We start from the raw sequence: 23,478 nt of genomic DNA, 5'->3' as shown, positions 1-23,478 counted from the left end.
AGATCCAGGATATCCAGCCCCTTCTCCAGGGCCGGCGCGGTGTACTTGCGATCCGACATGGCGGGACCTTCGAAAACAGACGTTCCAGCCTCTAGCTTTCGAAGAGCAACTGGACAAGTCGGACGGATAGAAATTGGACTGACCACCCCATCCGGCGAGCCCGGGTCCCGTAGGTCTGTGGGTGACGATAGCGGCGCCATTCTGGCGGCGAGGCGTCAGGCCCCGCGGCCTAATAGGCTCGCTCGGCGCGACGCAGGCCAGGTCCGCCCAGTGACGAGGTTCGATGCGCCCTTCGAACTGGAAGGACAACGGTCGCGCCTCAGGGGCGGGGGGGCGAGATAGGAGCCCGCCGCGCGCAGGCCGGTCGACTGATTGGACAGGCGCCGAATTTTCGCCCATCCGGTGAGGGGGGCGAAGGCGCGCCGCGTAGGACCCGTTGAGATTGCGTCGCGGCCTGTCAGGCCTTCGCCAGAGCGCCATCACCAAAGGGCTGTCATGCGTCAAACCGGTACGGCATTCGATCGCCGTCGATTCCTACAGTCCTTCGCCGTTCTCGGCGGCGGAGCTGTTTTCGCGGGTTTGTCGCCCAATTGGGCGCGCGCCGCTGTAAGCGGTGACCACGGTCACGACCATGGCCAAGGACCGCCAGCGCTCTCGGGCGAAGACATCAAGCTGACCGTCGGCCATACGCCGATCACGGTGGACGGCGTAGGCGCCCATGCCGTGACGATCAACGGCACGGTTCCTGGACCCCTGATCCGGTTGAAAGAGGGCCAGAACGTTCGCCTGTCGGTGACCAACACCCTCGACGAAGAAACCTCGATCCACTGGCACGGCCTGCTGGTGCCCTTCCAGATGGACGGCGTGCCTGGCGTCAGCTTTCCCGGCATCAAGCCGGGCGAGACCTTCGTCTACGAGTTCCAGGTCCGGCAGTCGGGGACCTATTGGTACCACAGCCATTCGGGCTTGCAGGAGCAGATGGGCCACTATGGACCCATTATCATCGATCCGGCCGGCGACGACCCGGTGGCCTTCGATCGCGAGCATGTGGTGGTCCTGTCGGACTTCAGCCGCCTGCACCCGCACCAGATCTTCAAGAAGCTCAAGCAGCAGGCCGGCGCCTTCAACTATCAGCGCCAGACCATCGCCGGTCTGATCGCCGGCCGGGACCAGACCCTGGCCGAGCGCCTGGACTGGGGCCGGATGCTGATGGATCCGACCGATATTTCGGATGTCACCGGCGCGGCCTACACCTTCCTGATCAATGGTCACGGACCTGAGGACAACTGGACCGCGCTGTTCTCGCAGGGCGACCGCGTGCGCCTGCGGTTCATCAACGCCGCGGCCCAGTCGGTCTTCAACGTCCGCATCCCCGGCCTGAGGATGACGGTGGTCGCCGCCGACGGCCAGCATGTCCGTCCGGTTCAGGTCGATGAATTCCAGATCGGCAACGCCGAGACCTATGATGTCATCGTCCAGCCGACGGAGGACAGGGCCTTCACCATCGTCTCGGAGTCGGTCGACCGTTCGGGCCTGGGGCGCGCCACCCTGGCGCCGCGGCCGGGCATGAGCGCCGAGGTTCCGCGGCTACGCGGGCGTCCGTTGGCGACCATGCGCGACATGGGAATGGACATGGGAGGAATGGACATGGGCGGCATGAACCACGCCGCCATGGATCACTCGGCCATGGGGCACGGCGCCATGGCCGCGAGCCCGCCGCCCGGCCTAGCGCCGCCTAGGGCGCGCGGAGGCGACGTCATGGGCAAGGCGGAGATGGGCGGCATGGACATGTCCATGCGCAACCCCGAGAACGCGCCGCAGGTCAGGCTGGGGCCGGGGGTGCAGACGATCGCCCCGATGCCGGTGGACCGCACCGGAGAGCCGGGGCAGGGCTTGGAGAGCGTCGGCCACCGGGTGCTGGTCTATCGCGACCTCGTGGCGCTGGAGCCCAACGTCGACACCCGCCCACCGCAGCGGTCGCTGGAAATCCATCTGACGGGCAACATGGAACGGTTCATCTGGGGGTTCGACGGACGCAAGTTCAGCGACCGGCCGCCGCCTTACGCCTTCCGAAGCGGCGAGCGGGTGCGGGTCACCCTGGTCAATGACACCATGATGGCCCACCCGATCCACCTGCACGGCCATTTCTTCGAGTTGGCCTTCGGGTCGGCGGGGCATCGGCCGCGCAAGCACACGGTGATCGTCCTGCCGGGCGGGCGCGTCAGTTTCGACCTCACCCCGGAGGCCGGCGACTGGGCCTTCCACTGCCACATGCTCTACCACATGCATGCGGGGATGTTTCAGATCTTCAGCGTGCGCGACACCCCAGGGGAAGGTGCGCGATGAGGGCCTCGCTGATCGCCCTTCTTACGGCCATTTGGGCTGGCCCAGCGCTAGCCCAGCACGCCGGCCACGACATGAACGCCATGCCGGATCCGGCCAAGCCTCAGGCGGAGCCGGCGCCGGCCGCCGCGGATCCCCACGCGGGGCATGACATGTCCGGCATGGCGGAGTCGAGCGCCGCGCCGCAAGATGGAGAAGTCGAAGCCGGACCCCCGCCGCTTCCGGACCATGAAACCCCCGCGCCCGCGCCGCCCATCGATCATCTGGCTGACAAGGTGTTCGATCCCGTCGCCATGGACCGCGCTCGCGCCGTGCTACGAGAGGAACATGGCGGCGCGCAGGTCTCGCAGCTCATGGCCAACCTGTTGGAATACCGGGCGCGCTCAGGCGGCGACGGCTACCATTGGGATGGCGAGGCCTGGTTCGGGGGCGACCTCGACCGCCTCGTTCTCAAATCCGAAGGCGAGGGCGACCGCCATGGCGTCGAGGCTGGCGAGATCCAGGCGCTCTACTCCCGGGCCGTCGGCCTCTATACCGACCTGCAGGTCGGGGTGCGGCAGGACGTCGATCCCAAGTCGCGGACCTACGCCACAGTCGGTTTCGAGACCCTGTTGCCCTACTGGGTCGAAGCCGGCGGCGCGCTTTTCCTGTCCAACAAGGGTGATGTCCTGGGCCGGGCGGAGGGGGCGATCGATTGGCGCCTCACCCAGCGCCTGATCCTGCAGCCGCGCGCCGAGCTCAATTTCGCCGCTCAGGATATCCCGGAGACGGCGACGGGATCGGGTCTGTCCGACGGAGAATTGGGCCTGCGGCTCCGCTACGAAGTTCGTCGGGAGTTCGCGCCATACGTCGGCGTGACCTGGGCCAGGCGTTTCGGACGCACGGCCGACTATGCGCGAGCCCAGGATCGCGAGGTTTCCGACACGAGTTTCGTCGTCGGCCTGCGCGCCTGGTTCTAGCCGGTCGCGCCAACTAGCGCGACCGGGCCGCCGTGCGACGTCAAGAAGCGGCGGGTCATCACTGACGACCCGCCGCGATGGTCAGGCTCAACTCGCCGGAACCTCGGTTTCAGCCTTGGAGGCCAGTCCTTCGCCGCGCTGGTTGTTCTTGATGCGGAACCAGATGGCGTAAAGCGGCGGCAGGAAGGCCAGGGTCAGGATCGTGCCGCCGATGGTGCCGCCGATCAGGGTGTAGGCCATCGAGGACCAGAACACTGACAGCGTCAGCGGGATGAAGGCGAAGACGGCGGCCAAGGCAGTCAGGATAACCGGCCTGGCCCGCTGAACCGTGGCCTCGACGACGGCATGGAAGGGATCGAGACCGTCCTCCTGGTTGGTGTGGATCTGGCCGATCAGGATCAGGCTGTTGCGCATGATGATGCCGGCCAGGGCGATCAGGCCTAGGATGGCGTTGAACCCGAACGGCTGGTGGAAGATCAGCAGGGTCGGGGCGACCCCCACCAACGCCAGGGGCGCGGTCAGCAGCACCATGAACATCGCCGACAGCGAGCGGACCTGGAAGATCGTCACCACCATCATCAGGATGAACATCAGCGGGAAGACCGCGGCCAGGGCGACATTGGCCTTGGCGGCCTCTTCGATCGACCCGCCCATCTCGATCCTGTAGCCCGCCGGCAGCGCGGCCATGATCGGCTTGAGCTGCTTGAGCACCTGGGTCGAGACGTCGGGCGGCTGCAGCCCCTCGTCGATGTCGCCGCGCACGGTGATCGTGGTCAGGCGATCGCGGCGACGCAGGATCGGGTCCTCCATGCGGATTTCGGCCTTGCCGATCTGGTCGAGCGGGATCCGCTCGCCCGCCGCCCCGACCAGGGTGAAGGCGCCGAGCCGGGCCGGGTCCAGCCGATCCTGGCCGCTCGTCCGCGCGACCACCTCGACCGAGCGGATGTCCTCGCGCACCTGGGTCACGGGAACGCCGGTCAGCAGGAACTGGAGCTGCTGGGAGGCGTCGCTGGAGGTAAGGCCGAAGGCGCGCAGGCGGTCCTGGTCGAGCACGAAATGAACGGTCGGCACGCGCTCGCCCCAGTCGGTATTGACCTGACGCATGCCGTCGTTGCGCAGCATCACGCCCTTGACCTGTTCGGCGATCTCGCGGACGCGGGCGGCGTCCGGGCCCATGACGCGGAAGGCCACCGGGAAGGGCGAGGGCGGGCCGAACACGATCTGGGTGGCCCGGATCTTGGCGCCCGGGACGGAGCCCGAGGCGGCGAACTGGCGCAGGCGCTTTTTCAAGGCGTCGCGCGCGTGCTCGTCGGGCGTCAGCACCACGATCTTAGCGAAGGACGGGTCGGGCAGCTCAGGCGAGATCGCCAGGAAGAACCGCGGCGCGCCCTGGCCGATATAGCTGGTGAAGATCTTGGCTTCGGGCTGCTTGCGTAGCCAAGCCTCGACCTGACCGACCGCCTGGCTGGTCGAGCCGATGCTCTGACCCTCGGGCATCTGCACCTCGATCAGCACCTCGGGACGGTCTGAGAGCGGGAAGAACTGCTGCTTGATCCCACCCATCATCAGCACGGCCGCGACCATGGCGGCGCCGACGCCGGCGGCCACCTTGAAGCGGTTGTCGATGGTCCAGACCACCAGCGAGCGGAGCTTGCGATAGCGCGGGGTGTCGTAGATGGCCCCATGTCCGCCCTCGATCGGCTTGATCTTGGGGATCATCAGCACGCCCAGATAGGGCGTGAAGATCACCGCCACGAACCACGAGGTGATCAGGGCGAAGGCCACGACCCAGAAGATGTTGCCGGCGTATTCGCCCGCCGTCGACTTGGCGAAGCCTACCGGCATCAGGCCGATGATCGTCACCAGGGTGCCGGCCAGCATCGGCGCGGCGGTATGGCCCCAGGCATAGGTGGCGGCCGTGACCCGATCCTTGCCCTCCTCCATCTTCACGACGATCGTCTCGATGATGATGATCGCATCGTCGACCAGCAGGCCCAGCGACAGGATCAGCGCGCCCAGGGTGATGCGGTCGAAGTCGCGGCCGGTGACCAGCATGATCACGAACACGCCGGCCAGGGTCAGCGGCACGGCCATGGCGACCACGATGCCGACGCGGAAACCCAGGCTGATCAGGCTCACGACGATCACGACCGCCAGCGCCACGAAGAACTTCAGCATGAACTCGTTATAGGCCTCGATGATGTTCACCGACTGGTCGGTGATCTTCGAGAAGCTCATGCCCAGCGGCATCTCCGCCGCGATGGCCTTGGCCTCCTTGTCGAGGCTCTTGCCTAGTTCCAGGCCGTTGTAGCGTTCCTTCATCACCACGCCGAGCACGATCGCCGGCTCGCCGCCGTTGCGGATCAGGAAGGTGGCGGGATCCTCGTAGCCGCGCTTGACCTCGGCGATGTCGCCCAGCTTGAGGGTGCGGCCGCCGACCACGATCGGCGTTTCCTTGATCTTTTCCAGGCTGTCCAGCGCTCCATCGAGGCGGATCTGCACCTGGGGGCCTTGGGTTTCGATCGAGCCGGCCGGGGTGACCAGGTTGCGGTCATTGAGCGCCGCGAACAGCTCTCTCGGGCTCACCCCCAGCGTCGCCAGGCGGGCCTGGGTGAACTCCACGAAGATCTTCTGCGGTTGCTCGCCGATGATCTGGACCTTCTTGACGCCCGGCACGTGCAGCAGGCGCTGGCGCAGGGTCTCGGCCTGCCGCGCCAGCAGGCGCTGCGGTTCGCCCTTGGCCTTCAGCGCGTAGAGGGCGAAGGTGACGTCGCCGTACTCGTCGTTGACGAACGGGCCCAGCACGCCGCGCGGCAGGTTGGGCGCTTCGTCGGTCATCTTCTTGCGGGTCTGGTAGAACTGCTCCTGGACTTCCTTGGCCGGGATCTGGTCCTTCAGCGTCAGGGTGGTGAAGGCCAGGCCGGGGCGGGTGAAGGTTTCCGAGCGGTCGTACCACTTCAATTCCTGCATCCGCTTCTCAAGCGGCTCGGCCACCTGATCTTGCATCTCCTGGGCCGTGGCGCCGGGCCAGGCCGTGACGATCGTCATGACCTTGATCGAGAAGCTGGGGTCCTCGGCACGGCCCAGTTTCATGAAGGCGAAAGCACCGGCGAAGGTTATGGCGATGATCAGGAAGAGCGTGATCGATCGTTCGCGGACCGCCAGGGCGGAAAGGTTGAGGCTCATTGCGCCGCTCCGGCCTGGATGCGGACGCGCTGGCCCTGGTGCAGCATATGGGCCCCCAGGGCGACGAAGCGTTCACCGCCGTTGAGACCGCTGGAGATCGTCGCCGTTTCAGCGCCGATCGCCGTCAGACGCACGGGGCGCCACTGGACCGTGGAGGCGCGGGGCTCGACGACCCAGACGCCGGGCCCCTTGCCCGCGTCATGGATGGCCCCGAGCGGCGCTTCCACGCCGCCGGATCCCCGATCCGCGCCTTGGGCGGGGAGGGCCACCACCATGGTCGAGCCCAGGGGCGCCTGGGCGGCCTGGCCGCTCAGGACGTACTTGGCTTCGTAGGTGCGGGTGCGAGGGTCCGCCGCGTCCGACAACTGCCGCAGGCGCGCCTGGCCGGCCTGGGCGCCGTCGGAGGCGAAGGCCTGGGCCAGCGAGCCCAACGGCGGCCGAACTGTTTCGGGCAGGGTGATCGTCGCTTCCCGAGGGCCGGCATGGGCCAGGCGGACGACCGGCTGACCTGCGGCGACGACCTGACCGGGCTCGGCCAGGGTCTCGACCACGACGCCGTCGGCGTCGGCGACAAGGACCGCATAGCCGGCGGTGTTGCGCGAGACCCTGGCCTGGGCCTCGGCGGCCTCCAGCTGGGCCTTGGCCGCGTCGGCCGCCGCCTTGGCCTGGTCGTAGGCGAGGGCGGAGACCGCGCCGGCCGAAACCAGGCCGCGATAACGCTTCTCGTCCGACGCCGTCTGCACGGCCCGGGCGCGGGCGGCTTCGACCAGTTCAGTCTGGGCCGACACGGCCAGGGCGTAGTCGGTGGCGTCAATGCGCATCAAGGGCTGGCCGCGACGGACGGTCTGGCCGGCGTCGACCAGCCGCGCGACGACCTTGCCGGCGACACGGAAGCCAAGATCACTTTGGACGCGGGCGGTGACGACGCCGCTGAACCTGCGCTCGCTGTCAGTCGCGGGACTGGCTACGGCGACCCGCACCACCGGGGGCAGGGTGCGAGGGTCGTCGGCCCCGGCTTTGCCGCCGCAGGCGGCGAGTGGCGTGAGGCCGGCCAAAAGCAGGGCGGCGGCGAGGGGGCGAGGCGACATGGCTTAAGGGTCCTGCCTTGACGGGAGAACCTTAAGCTGGTGTGAAGTGACCAAATTGTCAACTAGTCACTTTGCTCTGGCCAAAATCGTCATGGCGCCAGACTGCGAAGCACCAGGTTGATGGCCTTGGTCGGCGCCTCGGGCAGGTCGTCCAGATTGTGCTTGAGCATCAGCGGGTTCATGAAGCTCTGCATGACCAGAAGGATGGCTTCGCTGGTCTCGTCGATGGGTGTCTTGCGCTCGAATTCGCCAGTCTCGCGGCCCAGGAGGACGATCTCCTTCACCAACGCCTCGGCCCGGTCAAGGTAAGCCACCACAGACGGCCAGCGCTCCTCGGCCGCATGGGCGGCGATGTCGTAGAGCAACTCCTCCTCGAAGATGAGTTCGGCGCTTTTCAGAATTATTCCATTGAAAAATCTGCGAAGTTTCTCTGCCGCTGTCTTGCCGTCGGCGATCCCGGCCTCGCCGGCCGCCACAATCCTTTCCAGACATTGGACGCAGATCGCCTGGCCGATCGCCTGCTTGGAATCGAAGAACTTGTAGATGTACGCCTTGGAAAACCCGATCGCCTTGGCGAGATCAGCGACGGTCGTCTTACTGTAGCCGAAGCGGCTGAAATGCGCTTGCGCCGCATCGACGATCTGATCGCGGACGCCATGTTCGACGGGGCCGCGCTGGCCGGCCGCGGCGGGAGAGGGGGCGGTTGTGTTCATGGGCGTCATGTTATCACCGGACATTCTGATTGACAAACGAGTGACGATATCAGAAATTAGTCACAACAGATCTATGTCTCAGCGAGTGGTTCAATGCGCTCCGCCGTCTTCTCCCTTCTTCCCGCCGCGGTCAGTTCCGCCCTGCTCGCCGGATGCGCGGTCGGTCCCGACTATGTGGCGCCGAAGATCGCCGCGCCGCAGGCCTTCATGGGAGCCGGGGCCGTCGAAGCCCGCTCGGCCGCGCCGGCGACGAGCGCGTCGGACGATGCGTGGTGGCGAGGGTTCAACGACCCCGTGCTGGACCGTCTCGTCGACCGGGCCCTGGCTCAGAATCTTGATCTGGCTCAGGCGGTCGCGCGGGTCACTCAGGCCCGGGCAGGCGTGCGCGCGGCGACCGCGGCCCTGCTGCCGTCGGCCTCGATCCAGGCCAGCGCCGCCAAGGCTCACAACTCGACCCAGACCCCGACCGGGCGTCTTCTGGCCGCCACGCCGAATTTCGACCGCGACGGCGAACTCTACGAGGGCGATGTCGTCGCCGGCTGGGAGCTGGATGTGTTCGGCGGCGCCCGTCGTGATCGCGAGGCGGCCATGGCGCAATACAAGGCCGCGCAGGCGGGCGTCGCGGCCGCGCGACTGGCGGTCGCCGCCCAGACCGCCGACACCTACATGCTGGTTCGCGGGCTGCAGGAGCGGCTCGCAGTCGCGCGCGGCCAGGTCGAGACCCAGACGAGACTGGTGCAAACGGTCCGCTTGCAGCGCGAGCAGGGCGTCGCCGCCGAGCTGCAGCTTCAGCAGGCGATTGGCGCCCTGGAACAGACGCGCGCCAGCATTCCCGTCCTCGAAGAGGGGCTGGAGGCGGCGCTCAACGCCATGGACGTCATTCAAGGCGCGCAGCCGGGAACCTACCGGGCCGAACTGGCCACAGTGACTTCCATCCCGGCGGCGCCAGGCTTGGCGGACGCCGGCGGTCCCACGGAGCTGCTCCGCCGCCGCCCGGACCTCGTCGTCGCCGAGCAAAGGCTGCGCGCCAGCAACGCCCGGATCGGCTCGGCGATCTCGCAATACTTCCCGAAGTTCTCGCTCAGCGGCCTCGTCGGCACGGCGACGACCAGCAGCGGCGCCCTGTTCGAGGGGCCGGCCAACCAGGCCCAGGGCGTGCTTGGGCTGCGCTGGCGACTGTTCGACTTCGGCCGGGTCGGCGCGGAGGTCGCGGCGGCGCGCGGGCAAAAGGCGGAGGCTCTGGCCGCCTATCAGCAGTCGGTTCTGCGCGCGACCGAGGATGTGGAGAACGCCTTCTCCAGCCTCGTCAAGCGCGAGAGCCAGGAGCGCACCCTGGCGGCTGGCGAAGCGTCGCTGGCCAAGGCCAGAACCGCCTCGCAAGCCGCCTACGACGGCGGCGTGGTCAGCTTGATCGAGGTGCTGGACGCCGACGCGCGCCTGCTCGCCGTTCGCGACGCCAGGGCCCAGGCCAGGACCGAAGCCGCCCGCGCGGCGATCCGTTCCTTCCAGGCCTTGGGCGGCGGTTGGCGCGACCCCTCGGGAGCCAATACGGGCTAGGAAGTCGCGCAGATGGCCGTGCTCGGCTACAGGACTCCATCGATCTTGAGCGCGACCCCGAACGTATGCAGGGCGCCGTCGGGCAAGGTCACGCGCAGACCTGTCCGATCCTGTTTGAACGGCAGGGGCGCCCTGTCTCCGGCCAGGGTTACGCGCCGCACGGGACCCCTGGCGTGAGGGCCCTCCCTGGCGAGGCTGGTGACCACGACTTGACCAGCCTCCGGTCGTCCCAAGGTGATGGCGTATAGCGCGGCGCCCTTCGTCGTGAAGCGGATGTCCTGGGGCGTGAACGGCTTCTGCTTGCCTTCGCTGAACATGCCGGCGGCCACGGCCGTCGGCCCTTCGCCGAAGATCGTCCAGGGACGCGTGCCGTAGATGGCGTCGGAGAACCGGCCCATCCAGCCACCGATCTCCTCGACGATCCGCCGTTCCTCGGAATCGATCGTTCCATCGCCGCGCACCGGAATGCTGAGCAGCAGATTGCCGTTCTTGGAGACGATGTCGCAGAGGCGATGAATGACCTCGGCCGCGGGCAGATAGCGCTTCTCCTCGAAAAGGCGGCGATTGTAATGCCAGTCGCCGATGCAGGTGTCGGTCTGCCAGGGCTCAGGGCTGATCTCGCTGCGCATGCCGCGTTCGACGTCGGCGACGATGCCCGGGCGATGGGCGTCGTGGGGCTTGATGTTGATCACCGCCTCGAGCTTGCCGCGCCACTGCAGCGACGCATTGTAATAGTGGGCGGCGATGTCCAGGCCCGCCTGTTCGAGCGGCAGGTCGAAATTGTCGAAATAGACCAGGTCGGGCTTGTAGCTGTCGATCAGGTCCTTGCACCTCAGATACCATTGGCGTGTGAAGGCCGGATTGTTCAGCGGGGCCTTCTCGCTCCAGACCCGGTCGTTGGCCTCGTGCCATTTGTTGGTGTCGGCCACCGCGTCGAAACCGTCCGGCAACGGCATAACGGCGCCGCCATAGAGCTGCTGCGGATCCAGGCCTTCCCACCACTTTCCCTTGCCGTCCGCCTCGAAGCGCTTGAAGGCGTCGTAGCGCTCGCCCTTGCGGGGGCCCTCGGGGTCATAGCCGTAGGCGGTCTGGAACCAGTGCCAGGCGTGGGCCGAATGGTTGGAGACGCCGAAGCGCAGCCCCCGCTTGCGGGCGGCCTTGGCCCACAGGCCGATGATGTCCTTATTGGGGCCCAGTCGGACCGAGTTCCAGTCGTGGAACCTGGATTGGTAGGCGTCGAAATTGTCGTGATGGTTCGCCATGGCCACGAAATATTTCGCTCCGGCCCTGGCGTAGAGATCCAGCAGGTCGTCGGGGTTCCAGTTTTCGGCCCGCCACCGGGGATAGATGTCCATGAAGCCGGTATCGGCGGGATGGCCATAGGTCTTCAGGTGATGGTCGTAGGCAGGTTGGCCGGGCAGGTACATGCTGCGGGCGTACCAGTCGCCAGCCTCCGGCACGCACTGGGCGCCCCAGTGGGCCCACAGTCCGAACTTGGCGTCGCGAAACCAGTCCGGCGTCCGATATCCCGCGTTGAGGGAGTCCCAGGTGGGCTTGAACGGGCCTTCGGCGATCTGATCGAAGCCAGTCGGAGCGAGGTCCGCGGCCAACGCCGGCGTGGCGCCGATCAGGCCGGCTGCGGCGCTGCCCTGAAACAGCGCACGTCTTGTCGGCGTCATCGTGGTCCTCCCGATATTTTTATACTTAAATATAATTTCAAATATGATTTGTCTGAGTTGTCAAGGCGCCCTCTCAGGCCCCAACGGGCGTTAAGGATCTGTGGCTTATGAACGATCCGACGTATGACGTTTCAAGTGCTCATTGATGGCTCTTGCAAGGGGCTTTTGGCCAAGTACGCGTATGAGAGATATAGTCAGACAATATCTCTTGATGGCGCCGTCGGTCGGCTGTAGCTCTTGCGCCATCAGATAAGGAGGGGCGTCGCCGCCAGGCGTCGCGACCCTTCCGCAGGAGACCGAGGAAGCCCAAATGAACACGAACCTGAGCCGTCGCGGCCTGCTGGGCGCCTCCGCGGTGCTAGGTGCGGCGCTGCCCGCCGCCGCAGCGACCAAGCCGACCCCGAAGTCGCCGACGGCGAAGAAGCCGCTCCTGGCGCCGACCCCGCCGATGGGGTGGAACAGCTGGAACAGCTTCGCCACCACGATCAACGAAGCACAGACGCTTGAGCAGGCGGCGATCATGACCCGCGAACTGCGGCCCGCCGGCTACGACATTCTGACCGTCGACATCCAGTGGTACGAGCCAGGCGCCAGCAGCTACACCTACGCCGCCAAGCCGGTCCCGACGTTGGACGACCATGGCCGGCTGCTGCCCGCTCCGAACCGCTTCCCGTCCAGCGCCGGCGGCAAAGGATTCAAGCCCCTGGCCGACCGCATCCACGCCTTGGGCCTGCGGTTCGGCGTTCACCTGATGCGCGGCGCCCCGCGCCTCGCGGTCGAGCGCGGCCTGAAGGTGCTGGGCACGGACATCAGTCTGGCCGACATCGTCGACAAGCGCAGCATCTGCCCCTGGAACCCCGACATGTACGGGGTCGACATGAGCAAGCCCGGCGCCCAGGCCTATTACGACAGCGTCTTCGCCCTGCTGGCGTCGTGGGGCGTGGACTTCGTCAAGGTCGACGACCTAGCCCGACCCTACGACGCCCATAGGGCCGAGATCGAGGCGATTCATCGCGCCATCGGCCGCACGGGGCGTCCGATCGTCCTGTCCATGTCGCCGGGCGAAACCCCGGTGGTGCGCGGCGCCCACGCGCGGCAGTACGCCCAGATGTGGCGGATCTCGGACGATTTCTGGGACGATTGGAAGATGCTGGACGCCCAGTTCACCCGGCTGGAGAACTGGTCGCCCTACATTGGCGACGGCGGCTGGCCCGACGCCGACATGCTGCCGCTGGGCCGCCTGGCCCTGGGTGAGCGCGACACCAAGTTCACCCCCGACGAACAGCGCACCCTGATGACGCTGTGGTCGATCGCTCGCTCGCCGCTGATCATGGGCGGGGACCTGCGTCACCTCGACGCGCCGACCAAAGCGCTGCTGACCAATCGCGAGGTCATCGCGGTCAATCAGGCTTCGCGCGACAACCGCCCGCATTTCGTCGAGGACGGCATGCGCGTCTGGACGGCCAAGGCGACCAACGGCGACGCCTATCTGGCGCTGTTCAACACGGGTGAAAAGCCGGGCGAGATCGGTGTCGATCTGAAGCTCGTCGGCCTGCCGGCCACGGTATCGGTGCGGGATCTCTGGACGGGCCGCGATCTTGGCAAGGCGGCGGGGCGGTTCTCGGTGCAATTGCCTTCGCACGGCGCCGGCCTGTATCGGCTTAGCTGAAGGCGGTCCTGATGGGGGACGAGTGGAGCCGTGATGGCCAACTCGCTTCCCCTTCGCAACTCCGCTAAGCTGGGATCATGCAAAGACGAGGACCGAAGGGGGAGGGGGCGGAAGGCGTCACGATCGTTGATATCGCCCGGCAGGCCGGCGTCTCGATCAAGACCGTCTCCCGAGTGATCAATCGCGAGGACGGGGTCGGGCCGGAGGCCCGCGCCCGGATCGAGGAATTGATCGCCCGTCTCGGCTATCGGCCCAACGTGGCCGCCCGCCTGCTGTCCAGCCGGCGCAGCTATCTGATCGGCGTTATCTTCCTGAGGATGGGCGCCTACCACTATATCGGCGAGGTCCAGGCCGGCGCGATGCGCGCCTGCCGCCGGGCTGGTTATCAGCTGGTGGTCGAGCAGGTGGGAGAAGGCGTCGACAGCGCCCGGGAAACGCTGATCCAGACCCTGCGCGCCGGCCGTTTCGATGGCCTGATCCTGACGCCGCCGGTCTGCGACGATCCGGAACTGCTCAACGTGGTCGAGAGCCATGGCCTGGCCTATGTTCGCGTCGCGCCTGGCGGCGACTTTGGTCGCTCGCCCTATGTGTTCATGGACGACACCCTGGCGGCCCAGGCGATCACCGAGCGACTTCTGGATCTTGGCCACAGGCGGATCGCGTTCATCGACGGGCCCCAGGAGCACACCGCCGCAGCCCGCCGTCGCAAGGGGTATCTAGCGGCCCTGGCGTCTTGCGGCGTCACGCCGGACGCGGACTGGATCCAGTCTGGAGATTTCGAAAGCCTTTCCGGCTTCGAGGCGGCGGAGCGACTGCTGGACCTTCCCAATCCGCCGACGGCGATCTTCGCGGCCAATGACGGCATGGCGGTGGGCGTCCTGGCCGCCGCCGCCAAGCGCGGGCTGTCGGTCCCTGACGCCCTTTCCGTGGCGGGATTCGACGACAGCCCCGTCGCGGCCTCGGCGTGGCCGCGGCTGACGACGGTTCACCAGCCCGTCGCCGAAATGGCCGAGGCGGCGGCGGAGATGCTGATCGACGGCTTCGGCGACAAGCGATACCGCGGTCGCACCCTGGCGCGGCAACTGAGTTTCCAGATCATGGACCGCGCGTCCATTGCTCCACCACGAGGCGCCATTCCGGTTTGTGGTGGAACGTTGCTGTCTACCTGAAAATCTTAGGCATAACATTCCTCATATCGCTTGATTGGGGGTGTATAATTATAGACAGCGGTGTCTTTGAAAAACTTATAGACAACGTTGTCGCTACATGATGTCTAATTAAGACAACGTTGTCGTGTAGGCTCGAAGGAGCGCGATAACGTCAAAAAAGGCCCCGAAACAGGGGCGGAGGAAACAATGGGTCGCTGCTCTGCGGCGCCCTTCAGGAAGTCGTCCACCGCTGGCGCCTTGCGTCGGTTCTTGACGGCTTGCGCAGGAAAAGGGGACGACATGCGCACTGTGCTCTTCGTTTCGACCGCCTTGGCGGTCGTGGGACTCCACGCACCGATGGCGTACGCCCAGGACGCCACACAGGTTCAGCTCGACGAGGTGGTGGTCACCGCCCAGCGCCGCAGCGAGAACCTGCAGAAGACCCCGCTGACCGTCTCGGCGGTGACCGGCGAGAAGCTGGAATCCCAGGGAATCAAGTCGGTGGTTGACCTGGGCAGCCAGGTGCCGGCCCTGCAGATCACCTCCAGCGGCGGCGGCGCGGCCCAGATCTTTCTGCGCGGCATTGGCAGCACCAACACCACCGAGGTCGGCGATCCGGCGGTGGCCTACCACATCGACGGCATCTACATCGCCCGTTCCACCTCGGTGGGATCGCTGTTCTACGACATCGACCGGGTGGAAGTGCTGCGCGGCCCGCAAGGCACGCTGTACGGCCGTAACGCCACGGCTGGCGCGATCAATGTCATCACCAAAAAGCCCAAGCTGGGCGACTACGAAGGCTACGGATCAGTCGATGTCGGCAACTACGGCGCCCTGACCACCGCTGGCGCGGTCAATATCCCGGTCGGCGACACTCTGGCGGTGCGCGCCGCCTTCCAGCAGAGCCGTCACGACGGCTATGTCACGGCCCTCAACAGCGGTCCGGGCACTGGCGGGAACGACCGCTACGACCAGGACGACAAGTCGGCCCGGGTTCAGGCGCTGTGGAAGCCTAGCGACGTGTTCTCGGTGCGGCTGACCGCCGACTACCTGCACCAGGGCGGCGCCGGCGGCGGCGACCAGACCTACGGCACGACCCGGGTGACCGGCGATCCGTGGACCTGCAACTGCTCGGTCAACCTCTATCGCAACAACCGCTTCTTCAGCACCGGCGGCGAGGCCAACTGGGATTTGGGTTTCGCGACCCTGACCTATCTGATGGGATACAACTTCTCCCGCCTGGATCGAAACGGCGAGAACGCCAGCACCGGCGCGCCGAACTACTTCAAGGGCAAGGACCACACCTGGTCGCACGAGCTGCGGCTGGGTGGCGACACCGGCGACCTGAAGTGGGTGGTGGGCCTCTACCGCTTCACGGAAGACAACAATGTCGACTTCCGGGTGTTCCTGGCGACCAACTCGTACCTGTCGTTCATCCAGCCGGAGGTGACGGCGGAGTCCTGGGCGGCGTTCGGGCAGGGCACCTATGCGCTCTCCGACCGCCTGCGGGTCACCGCTGGCCTGCGCTACACCGAGGACCAGAAGGCCCGGAACGGCGGGACCTACCTCACCAACGCCGCCGGCGCGATCACCTCGACGGTGGTGCTGAACGTGGCCGACGCCAAGTGGGACGCTCTGAACTGGAAGCTGGGGGCGGACTTCGACTTGACCCCGACCTCGATGCTCTACGCCAACGCCGCCACGGGCTACAAGGCTGGAGGTTATTTCGACGGGGTGGGCCAGAACACCTACGAGCCGGAGAAGATCACCTCCTATGAAGCCGGGGTGAAGAACCGCTTCCTCGACAACCGGCTGCAATTGAACGCGTCGGCCTTCCTCTACGACTACAAGGACTTCCAGGTCACGGCGGTCGGGGTTATCGCCGGCCAGAACGCCGCAGTCACGCTCAACGCCGACAAGGCTCGCGTCTATGGGCTGGAGCTGGAAAGCAACCTCGTCGTCACCGAACACGACCGCTTCGACGCCACGCTCGGCTGGATCCATGCCGAATATACGGACTTCGTTCTGCCCCTGGGCGACGCGTTCGCCAACAACAACGCCAACGCCACGGTCGCGGCCTGCTACAAGACCAACTATACCGCCGCCGCCCCGCGCTCGACCGACTTCTCCGGTTGCCGCATGGCGCGCACCCCGGCCTGGACGGTGAACTTCGGCTACCAGCACGTCTGGGACCTGTCGTTCGGCGGTACGCTGACCGGCCGGGTCCAGACCCACTACGAAAGCGGCAAGAACCTCGAATATCACGGCTTCGCCCAGAACCATCAGGACAGCTTCACCAAGAGCGACGTCAGCCTGACCTACGCCAGCGCCGACGACCGCTGGACGCTGCAAGGTTATGTGCGGAACATCGAGAACGAGGACGTCCGCACCGCTTCGTCGCCGAACTCCACCACCGGCCTGGCGACCAACGGCAACGCCGACTTCTACGCGCCGCCGCGCACCTACGGCGTTCGTTTGGGCGTGACCTTCTAGCTGCCGCCTGCGCCCCCGGCGGACCTGCCCGCCGGGGGCTCTCTTTTCTTCCGAGTTCCCCCATGCCCCAGCTTCGCCGTCTGCTCCTGACCGTCGCCGCCGTCGCCCTGGCGCCCGCCGCCATGGCCGCCCCGGTTCAGCCCTTGCTGGGCTCCCGTAACGGGACGACGGTCATCGTGGATGGGCTCAAGTTTCGCGATCTTGATCGTGATGGAAAGCTGTCGCCCTACGAGGATTGGCGGCTGGATCCAGAGCAGCGGGCCGCGGATCTGACCGCCCGCATGACGCTGGACGAAAAGGCCGGCGCGATGATGCATGGCACCGTCCCGGCCAAGGGGCCGCTAGGCGTCGCGGGGATTGGCGCGGGCTATGACCTTGCCAAGGTCGCGCCGCTGATCCAATCGCGCCACGTCGAGACCTTCATCACCCGCCTTTCCGGCGCGCCCGCGATGCTGGCCGAACAGAACAACGCGCTTCAGGCCCTGGCCGAGGACACGCGCCTGGGCATACCGGTGACGATCAGCACCGATCCCCGCAACCACTTCCAGTTCACGGCCGGGGCCAGCGTGATCTCCGGCGGCTTCTCGCAATGGCCCGAAGCGACCGGCCTGGCCGCGATCGGCGATCCGGCCCTGACCCGTCGCTTCGGCGAAGTGGCCCGCAAGGAATACCGCGCCGTCGGCATCCACCAGGCCCTGTCGCCTATGGCCGACCTGGCGACCGAGCCGCGCTGGTCGCGGATCAACGGCACGTTCGGCGAGGATCCCGCGCTGGTCGGAGCCATGGTCAAGGCCTATGTCCAGGGCTTTCAGGGCGGCGACAAGGGCCTCGCTGCCGACGGCGTCTCGGCCGTGGTCAAGCACTGGGTCGGCTACGGCGCTTCGGCCAAGGGCTTCGACGGCCACAATAGTTACGGCCGCTACGCGGTGTTTCCGGCTGGCCAGTTCGCGCAACACATCAAGCCGTTCGACGAGGCCTTCGCGGCGGGCGTCGTCGGGGTCATGCCGACCTATGCGATCCTCCAGGGCGTGACGGTCGACGGTAAGCCGCTGGAGCCGGTGGGGGCGGGTTTCAGCCGGCAGCTGCTGACCGACCTCCTGCGCGGCGAGCACGGATTCAAAGGCTTGGTCATCTCGGACTGGGCGATCACCAACGACTGCGGCGAGACCTGCCGGAACGGCTTTCCGGCCGGCCAGGCGCCCAATTTCGAGGGCTTCTCCACCGCCTGGGGCGTGGAAGGGCTGAGCAAGGTCGATCGCTACGCCAAGGGCGTCAATGCGGGTCTCGACCAGTTCGGCGGGGTCGAGGACACCGCCGAGCTGGTCGCCGCCGTGCAGGCCGGCAAGATCGCCCAGGATCGGATCGACCTGTCGGTGCGTCGAATCCTGACCGTCAAGTTCGAGCAGGGCCTGTTCGAGAACCCCTACGTCGATCCCAAGGCCGCCGAGGCGATCGTGGGCGCGCCGGCCTTCGTCGCCGAGGGGCGTGTCGCCCAGAGCCGGGCCCTGACGCTGTTGGAGAACCGCAACGGGCTGCTGCCCCTGAAGACCGCCGGCCGCCGCAAAGTCTGGCTGATGGGGGTCTCGCCCGAGGTCGCCAAGGCCCATGGTCTGACGCCGGTGACGGACCTGGCCCAGGCCGACCTGGCGATCATCCGCACCGTGGCCCCGTTCCAGACCCTGCACCCGACCTACACCTTCGGTAGCCGCCAGCACGAGGGCGACCTGGCGTTCAAGGACGGCGCGGCCGACTACGAAGCGATCAAGGCGGCTTCGGCCAAGGTCCCGACCATCGTCAGCATCTATCTGGACCGGCCCGCGATCCTGACCAATATTCAGGACAAGGCGACAGCCTTGATCGGCGACTTCGGCGCCAGCGACGACGCGCTGTTCGACGCCCTGACCGGGGCGGTCGCGCCGCGCGGCCGCCTGCCGTTCGAGCTGCCCTCGTCGATGGCCGCCGTCGAGACCCAGGCCGAGGACGCGCCCCACGACTCCGCCAAGCCCCTCTATCCGATTCACTATGGCCTGACCTACTGAGGACGACCGTCATGCATCGCAGCGCCCTGATCGCCTTCGCGGCCGCCAGCTTCATGTCCACCTCGGCCCTGGCCGCCGATCCGGTGGTCAAGACCACCTACGGCCCCGTCGCCGGGCTGCGAACCGACGGCGTCGACGCCTTCAAGGGTGTTCCGTTCGCCGCGCCGCCGGTCGGCGAGCTGCGCTGGCGGGCGCCCCAGCCGCCCGCCGCGTGGACAGCCGTGCGTTCGGCCGCGAACTACGGCCCCGATTGCATGCAGAATCCTTTCCCCGGAGACGCCGCGCCCCTGGGCGTCCAGCCGTCCGAGGATTGCCTCTACGCCAATGTCTGGACGCCGGCCGGAGCCGAGATCGCCAAGACCAAGCGGCCGGTGATGGTCTGGATCTATGGCGGGGGCTTCGTCAACGGCGGCTCCTCGCCGGCGGTCTATTCCGGCGACCGCTTCGCGCGCGACGGCGTGGTGCTGGTCAGCTTCAACTATCGGGTCGGCCGCTTCGGCTTCTTCGCCCATCCCGCCCTGACCGCGGCGAACGCCGATGACGGCCTGCTGGGCAACTATGCGCTTCTGGACCAGATCGCGGCGCTCAAATGGGTGAAGGCCAATATCGCCGCTTTCGGCGGAGACCCGGACAATGTCACCGTCTTCGGGGAATCGGCGGGCGGCGTGTCGGTGCATGACCTGCTGACCTCGCCCCTGGCCAAGGGGCTGTTCCACAAGGCGATCATCCAGTCGGGCGGCGGGCGGCCGAGGCTCCTGCCCACCTTGCCGCTGCATGCGGCGGCCGGCGAGCGTTCGGCCGAGAGCGCGGGCGTGGCCTTCGCGGCCAAAGCCGGCGTTTCGGGGGAGGGGGGCGAGGCCCTGGCGGCCCTGCGCGCCTTGCCGGCCGACGCGGTGGTCGATGGCCTGAACATGGCCACCTCGGGCACGCCGACCTGGGGCGGCGGGCCGATGATCGATGGCAAGATCCTGCCCCGCGAGCCGCTGGCCGCCTACGCCGCCGGCGCCTGGAGCAAGATGCCGGTGATGGTCGGCGCCACCGGCGCCGACGGCTTCTTCTTCGGCGGAACGCGCGACCAGGTGTTCGCGCCGTTTGGCGACCGGCGCGCCGCCGCCGAGGCCGTCTACGACCCGACCGGCAAGGAGGACATCAAGGTCTACGGCTGGAAGGCCGCTGGCGATCGGATGTTCATCGAGCCGTCGCGGAAGATCGCCCGCACCCTGTCGGCCCAGGGCGCGCCGGTCTGGCAATACCGCTTCTCCTACGTCGCCGAGAGCCAGCGCCAGGCCTGGTGGGGCGCGCCGCACGCCACCGAGATTCCCTTCGTATTCGATACGGTGGACGCCCGCTACGGCGCGGCCCTGACCCAGGCCGACGCCGCCGCGGCCAAGGCCGCCCACGCCTATTGGATCGCCTTCGCCGCCAAGGGACGGCCGGACGTCGCAGGCCAGCCGAAATGGCCGAAGTACGACGCCCAGGGGGACACGATCATCGACTTCGCCAACGACGGAGTGAAGGTCGGCGCCGATCCCCTCAAGGCGCGGCTGGACCTGGTGGAGGCCTCGATTCCAGGAGGTTAGGCTCTGGAGCGCCACAGGCGCCGTCGACCATGAGGTCGCCGGCTATTGGGTCGGCGGCTTGGGTCGCACCTCGACGATCGATCCGTCCGGCCCGTAGCTCAGCGGTTCGATGGCGATCGAACGGCGATGGCTGCCGCCGCCGGGCAGCAGGGCGTCGTGGTAGAAGAACCAGGTCTTGCCCTTGTCCTGCAGGATCGCCTGATGGTTGGTCGAGATTTTCAGGTAGTCGAGGATCACGCCGCGATAGGCGTAGGGACCCATCGGGCTCTTCGACGTGGCGTAGACGATCTGGCCCGGCCAGCCGGTCGAGAAGCTGAAATAGTAGAGACCCTGGCGTTTGTGCAGGAAGGGCGCTTCGCCGTACTTCTTCTTCGGATCGTCGGACGGGAAGCCGGTGACGGCGATGTCCTGGATCGGGCCAGCCAGACTCTTCATGTCCCGGCCCAGCTTGACGATCTTGGGCACTCGGGTGCCGAACACCATGTAGGCCTGGCCGTCGTCATCGATCAGGACCTGCGGGTCGATCGGCTCGGCGCCGGCGTTGGCGTCGCGGGCCTTGTCGACCAGCGGCGCGCCGATGGCGTCGTGGAACGGCCCTTCGGGGCGGTCGGCCACCGCCACGCCGATCTTGTCGCCGCCGACCGGGGCGTAGAAATAGTACTTGCCGTCGCGATAGGCTGCTTCTGGCGCCCAGGCCTTGGCGTCGGGCTTGGCCCACTTGAACACCGACACGTCCAGGAACGCGCCGCCGTCCTTCCAGGTTTTCAGGTCCTTGGAGGTGTAGAGCCGCCAGGTGGTCGAGTCCCAGTAGGTCCCGGAATTGGAAGCGTCGTCGGTGGCGTAGAGATAGTAGCCGCCCTTGAAGGCGTGCGGCGAAGGATCGGCGTTGAAACGCGGGCTGATCGGCTCGCCGGCCAGGGCCGGCCCGGTCAGCAGGGCGGCGAGGACGAGGGCGAAACGCTTCATGGGAACTCCTTGAACTCCGCGGCTCCGGCGACGGTAGCTGGAGCATAACAGGCGATGAGGCGAATAGACGTCTATTCCGGCGGCGTCGCCTCGGCGGGACGGGCCTTTTCAGGCGAGGTTCCATCACCGGCGAAGGGCTCCAGCCTGAAGCTGACCCGGGTGGGCTCAAGCCGCGTGCGGTACTTCATGTGCGGCAGGCCGAAGCTGTTCCAGGTGGTGTCGCCGCCGATGCCCCATTGGGCCGAATCGACCAGCAGAGCGCCGTCCCCATGCGGGACGATGTCGGTCGATTTCCAGGCCCCCGGCGGACGGCGATAGAGGTCCTCATAGGGGAAGGCCAGGGCGTTCATCATCAGCGGCTTGTCGGCGGCCACCCGCACGCCGCGGCCCTGTCCGCTCAGCTCCATCCAGCGGACGTCGATCTTGTTGCCGGTGTCCTGGGGCCGCATGTAGTCATGGTTCTGGTCGGCGATCGCCCCGCGCCACAGGCCGATCGGTGCGGAGGTGTAGCGGTCGACATAGCTTTCATGCGGACCGCGGCCGTACCATTCGACGGTCTTCAGGCTGGCCGGAACCGAATACCAGAACCCGACCCGAACGGGCGGCGGCAGGTCGTCCTTCAACGGCGTGAGCTCTCCGGCAACCGCCACGCTTCCGTCTCCTGCCATGGTGTAGGTGGTGACGAAGCGCGCGGCGCCGGCTCCCAGGGCGTAGTCGACCGTGATCTCAACCCCGGCATCGGTCTTGCGGGCGGCAACGCCGCGCAACTGGCGGGTCTGGGTCATCGCCTGCCAAGGCCGTTGCTCGGCGGTGAGCCCGGTGCCCGTGTCGTTGTCGGTTTCGGCCCGGAAGAAGTTGGGCTGGCCGCCCTTGACCAGGACGAGGCCGTCCTTGGCGTAGCCCTCCACCAGGCCGGTGGCCCGGTCGATGGTCAGGGTGGCGCCGCCCGCCGAGGCCGTGATCGCCGCGGGGGTCTCGGTCAAGGCCACCGCGCCGGTTCGCGACACGGTCGGGGCCGGCGTCGCGCCCACGGCGAACTGCTCCCAGCCGACCGTGTAGCCGGCCGGGGTCAGGGGCACGGCCCCGTCCTTGGCCTTGGCGCGCACGGTGACGAAGTATTCCGCGCCAGGCTTGGCCGGGATCTTGGGCAGCGGTAGGACAACGTCCTCCATGCCCCGCGCGGCCGTCTTCATCGCCGGCAGTTGGCCCGAGGCGACGGCGACGCCGTTCTCCTCCAAGGTCCAGTCGAAGTCGAAGCCCGACAGGTCGCGGAAGTCGTGGCGATTGGTCACCGTGACCTTGCCGGTCGCCGGATCGAAGCCGCCGAACTGGATCGGCGAGAGCACCTTGCGGGCTTCGTAGAGCTGGGGGTTGGGCGTGCGGTCCGGCTGGATCATGCCGTCGCCGAACTCGATCTCGCCGCCGGGGTTGGGCCCGTATTCGCCGCCGTCGCCCCAGTAGCGGCGGCCGTCCTTGGCGTAGCGGTACATCGACTGGTCCACCCAGTCCCAGATGAAGCCGCCCTGCAGCTTGTCGTACTGGTAGATGGTGTCCCAGTAGTCTTTCAGGTTGCCGCCGGAGTTGCCCTGCATGTGGGCGTACTCGCACTGGATCATCGGCTGGGTGCGGCTGGGGTCGGTGGCCCAGTCGACCATCTTGGTCACGTCGTCGTACATCGGGGCATAGATGTCGACATAGGTGTTGGGCACGTGCTCCCACGGCCGTGCGCCCCAACCCAGGTACGAGATCAGGCGGGAGGGATCGCGCTTGCGAGCGGCGGCGGCGGCCTTCTCGAAGTTGGGCCCGATGCCGGCCTCGTTGCCCAGCGACCAGAAGATCACCGAGGGGTGGTTCTTGTCGCGTTCGACCATGTTCAGCACCCGGCTGACATGGGCGCCCTCCCAGGCCGGGTCGAAGCCGATCTGGCGCTTGTCGCGCTGAGACGGGTCGGCGTTGCCCCAGCCCATATAGGCGTGGCTCTCGATATCGGCCTCGTCCATCACATAGAGGCCGTATTCGTCGGCCAGGGCGTACCACAGCTCGGCGTTGGGATAGTGC

General features: G+C 67.1%; 14 protein-coding genes. 8 read left to right on the top strand and 6 right to left on the bottom strand.

The genetic code is table 11. The features are described from left to right. The first annotated feature begins 495 nt into the window (after positions 1-495). Both EV278_RS23335 and EV278_RS23330 read left to right on the top strand, forming a co-directional pair. Entirely contained in the window at positions 496-2,346 is a 1,851-nt protein-coding gene (locus tag EV278_RS23335) for a copper resistance system multicopper oxidase (RefSeq protein WP_132096543.1), read from the top strand. Beyond that, positions 2,343-3,302, top strand: a complete 960-nt coding sequence (locus EV278_RS23330; RefSeq protein ID WP_132096541.1) for a copper resistance protein B — start codon at positions 2,343-2,345, stop codon at positions 3,300-3,302. Before EV278_RS23335 ends, EV278_RS23330 begins: the two co-directional genes overlap by 4 nt. An 87-nt stretch (positions 3,303-3,389) precedes the next feature. On the opposite strand, the gene EV278_RS23325 is transcribed toward EV278_RS23330, so the two are convergent. The 3 genes from EV278_RS23325 to EV278_RS23315 all read right to left on the bottom strand — a co-directional run bounded on the left by EV278_RS23325 (position 3,390) and on the right by EV278_RS23315 (position 8,289). Continuing rightward, complete coding sequence (locus EV278_RS23325) at positions 3,390-6,488, bottom strand: efflux RND transporter permease subunit (RefSeq protein WP_132096539.1); 3,099 nt, start codon at positions 6,486-6,488, stop codon at positions 3,390-3,392. Continuing rightward, positions 6,485-7,576, bottom strand: coding sequence for an efflux RND transporter periplasmic adaptor subunit (locus tag EV278_RS23320; protein WP_132096537.1), 1,092 nt, complete (start codon positions 7,574-7,576; stop codon positions 6,485-6,487). Before EV278_RS23320 ends, EV278_RS23325 begins: the two co-directional genes overlap by 4 nt. An 89-nt stretch (positions 7,577-7,665) precedes the next feature. Beyond that, entirely contained in the window at positions 7,666-8,289 is a 624-nt protein-coding gene (locus tag EV278_RS23315) for a TetR/AcrR family transcriptional regulator (RefSeq protein WP_132096535.1), read from the bottom strand. A gap of 93 nt (positions 8,290-8,382) precedes the next feature. Here EV278_RS23315 and EV278_RS23310 point away from each other — a divergent pair, with 93 nt between their 5' ends. Continuing rightward, positions 8,383-9,846, top strand: a complete 1,464-nt coding sequence (locus EV278_RS23310) for a TolC family protein (RefSeq protein WP_132096533.1) — start codon at positions 8,383-8,385, stop codon at positions 9,844-9,846. A 26-nt stretch (positions 9,847-9,872) separates the two neighbouring features. Here the strand turns inward: EV278_RS23310 and EV278_RS23305 are convergent, their stop codons facing one another. Next, positions 9,873-11,525, bottom strand: coding sequence for an alpha-L-fucosidase (locus EV278_RS23305; RefSeq protein ID WP_132096532.1), 1,653 nt, complete (start codon positions 11,523-11,525; stop codon positions 9,873-9,875). 310 nt (positions 11,526-11,835) lie between these two features. Between EV278_RS23305 and EV278_RS23300 the strand changes: the two genes are divergently transcribed. The 5 genes from EV278_RS23300 to EV278_RS23280 all read left to right on the top strand — a co-directional run bounded on the left by EV278_RS23300 (position 11,836) and on the right by EV278_RS23280 (position 20,454). Further along, positions 11,836-13,194: a glycoside hydrolase family 27 protein gene (locus tag EV278_RS23300; RefSeq protein WP_132096530.1), complete on the top strand. Its 1,359-nt coding sequence runs from the start codon at positions 11,836-11,838 to the stop codon at positions 13,192-13,194. A gap of 77 nt (positions 13,195-13,271) precedes the next feature. Next, the gene (locus EV278_RS23295) at positions 13,272-14,363 is read left to right on the top strand and encodes a LacI family DNA-binding transcriptional regulator (protein ID WP_132096528.1); all 1,092 of its coding nucleotides are present in this window, start codon (positions 13,272-13,274) and stop codon (positions 14,361-14,363) included. A gap of 279 nt (positions 14,364-14,642) precedes the next feature. After that, positions 14,643-16,835 carry a TonB-dependent receptor gene (locus EV278_RS23290; protein ID WP_132096526.1) on the top strand — a complete coding sequence of 731 codons (2,193 nt, stop codon included), beginning with the start codon at positions 14,643-14,645 and terminating at the stop codon, positions 16,833-16,835. A 62-nt stretch (positions 16,836-16,897) separates the two neighbouring features. Beyond that, entirely contained in the window at positions 16,898-18,874 is a 1,977-nt protein-coding gene (locus tag EV278_RS23285; protein ID WP_132096524.1) for a glycoside hydrolase family 3 N-terminal domain-containing protein, read from the top strand. Between the two features lie 11 nt (positions 18,875-18,885). Then, complete coding sequence (locus EV278_RS23280) at positions 18,886-20,454, top strand: carboxylesterase family protein (RefSeq protein ID WP_132096522.1); 1,569 nt, start codon at positions 18,886-18,888, stop codon at positions 20,452-20,454. 42 nt (positions 20,455-20,496) lie between these two features. Here EV278_RS23280 and EV278_RS23275 read toward each other — a convergent pair whose 3' ends face one another. Together EV278_RS23275 and EV278_RS23270 are read right to left on the bottom strand one after the other, a co-directional pair. Continuing rightward, positions 20,497-21,420, bottom strand: a complete 924-nt coding sequence (locus EV278_RS23275) for a family 43 glycosylhydrolase (protein ID WP_132096520.1) — start codon at positions 21,418-21,420, stop codon at positions 20,497-20,499. 71 nt (positions 21,421-21,491) lie between these two features. Beyond that, positions 21,492-23,478: glycoside hydrolase family 2 TIM barrel-domain containing protein (locus EV278_RS23270; RefSeq protein WP_132096518.1), on the bottom strand; the 1,987-nt coding region annotated here is incomplete at its 5' end.

This window comes from Caulobacter sp. BK020, assembly GCF_004342605.1.
Lineage (GTDB): Bacteria > Pseudomonadota > Alphaproteobacteria > Caulobacterales > Caulobacteraceae > Caulobacter.
Note: the sequence above shows the minus strand (reverse complement) of the source record. Positions and strands in the feature narration are given on the sequence as shown.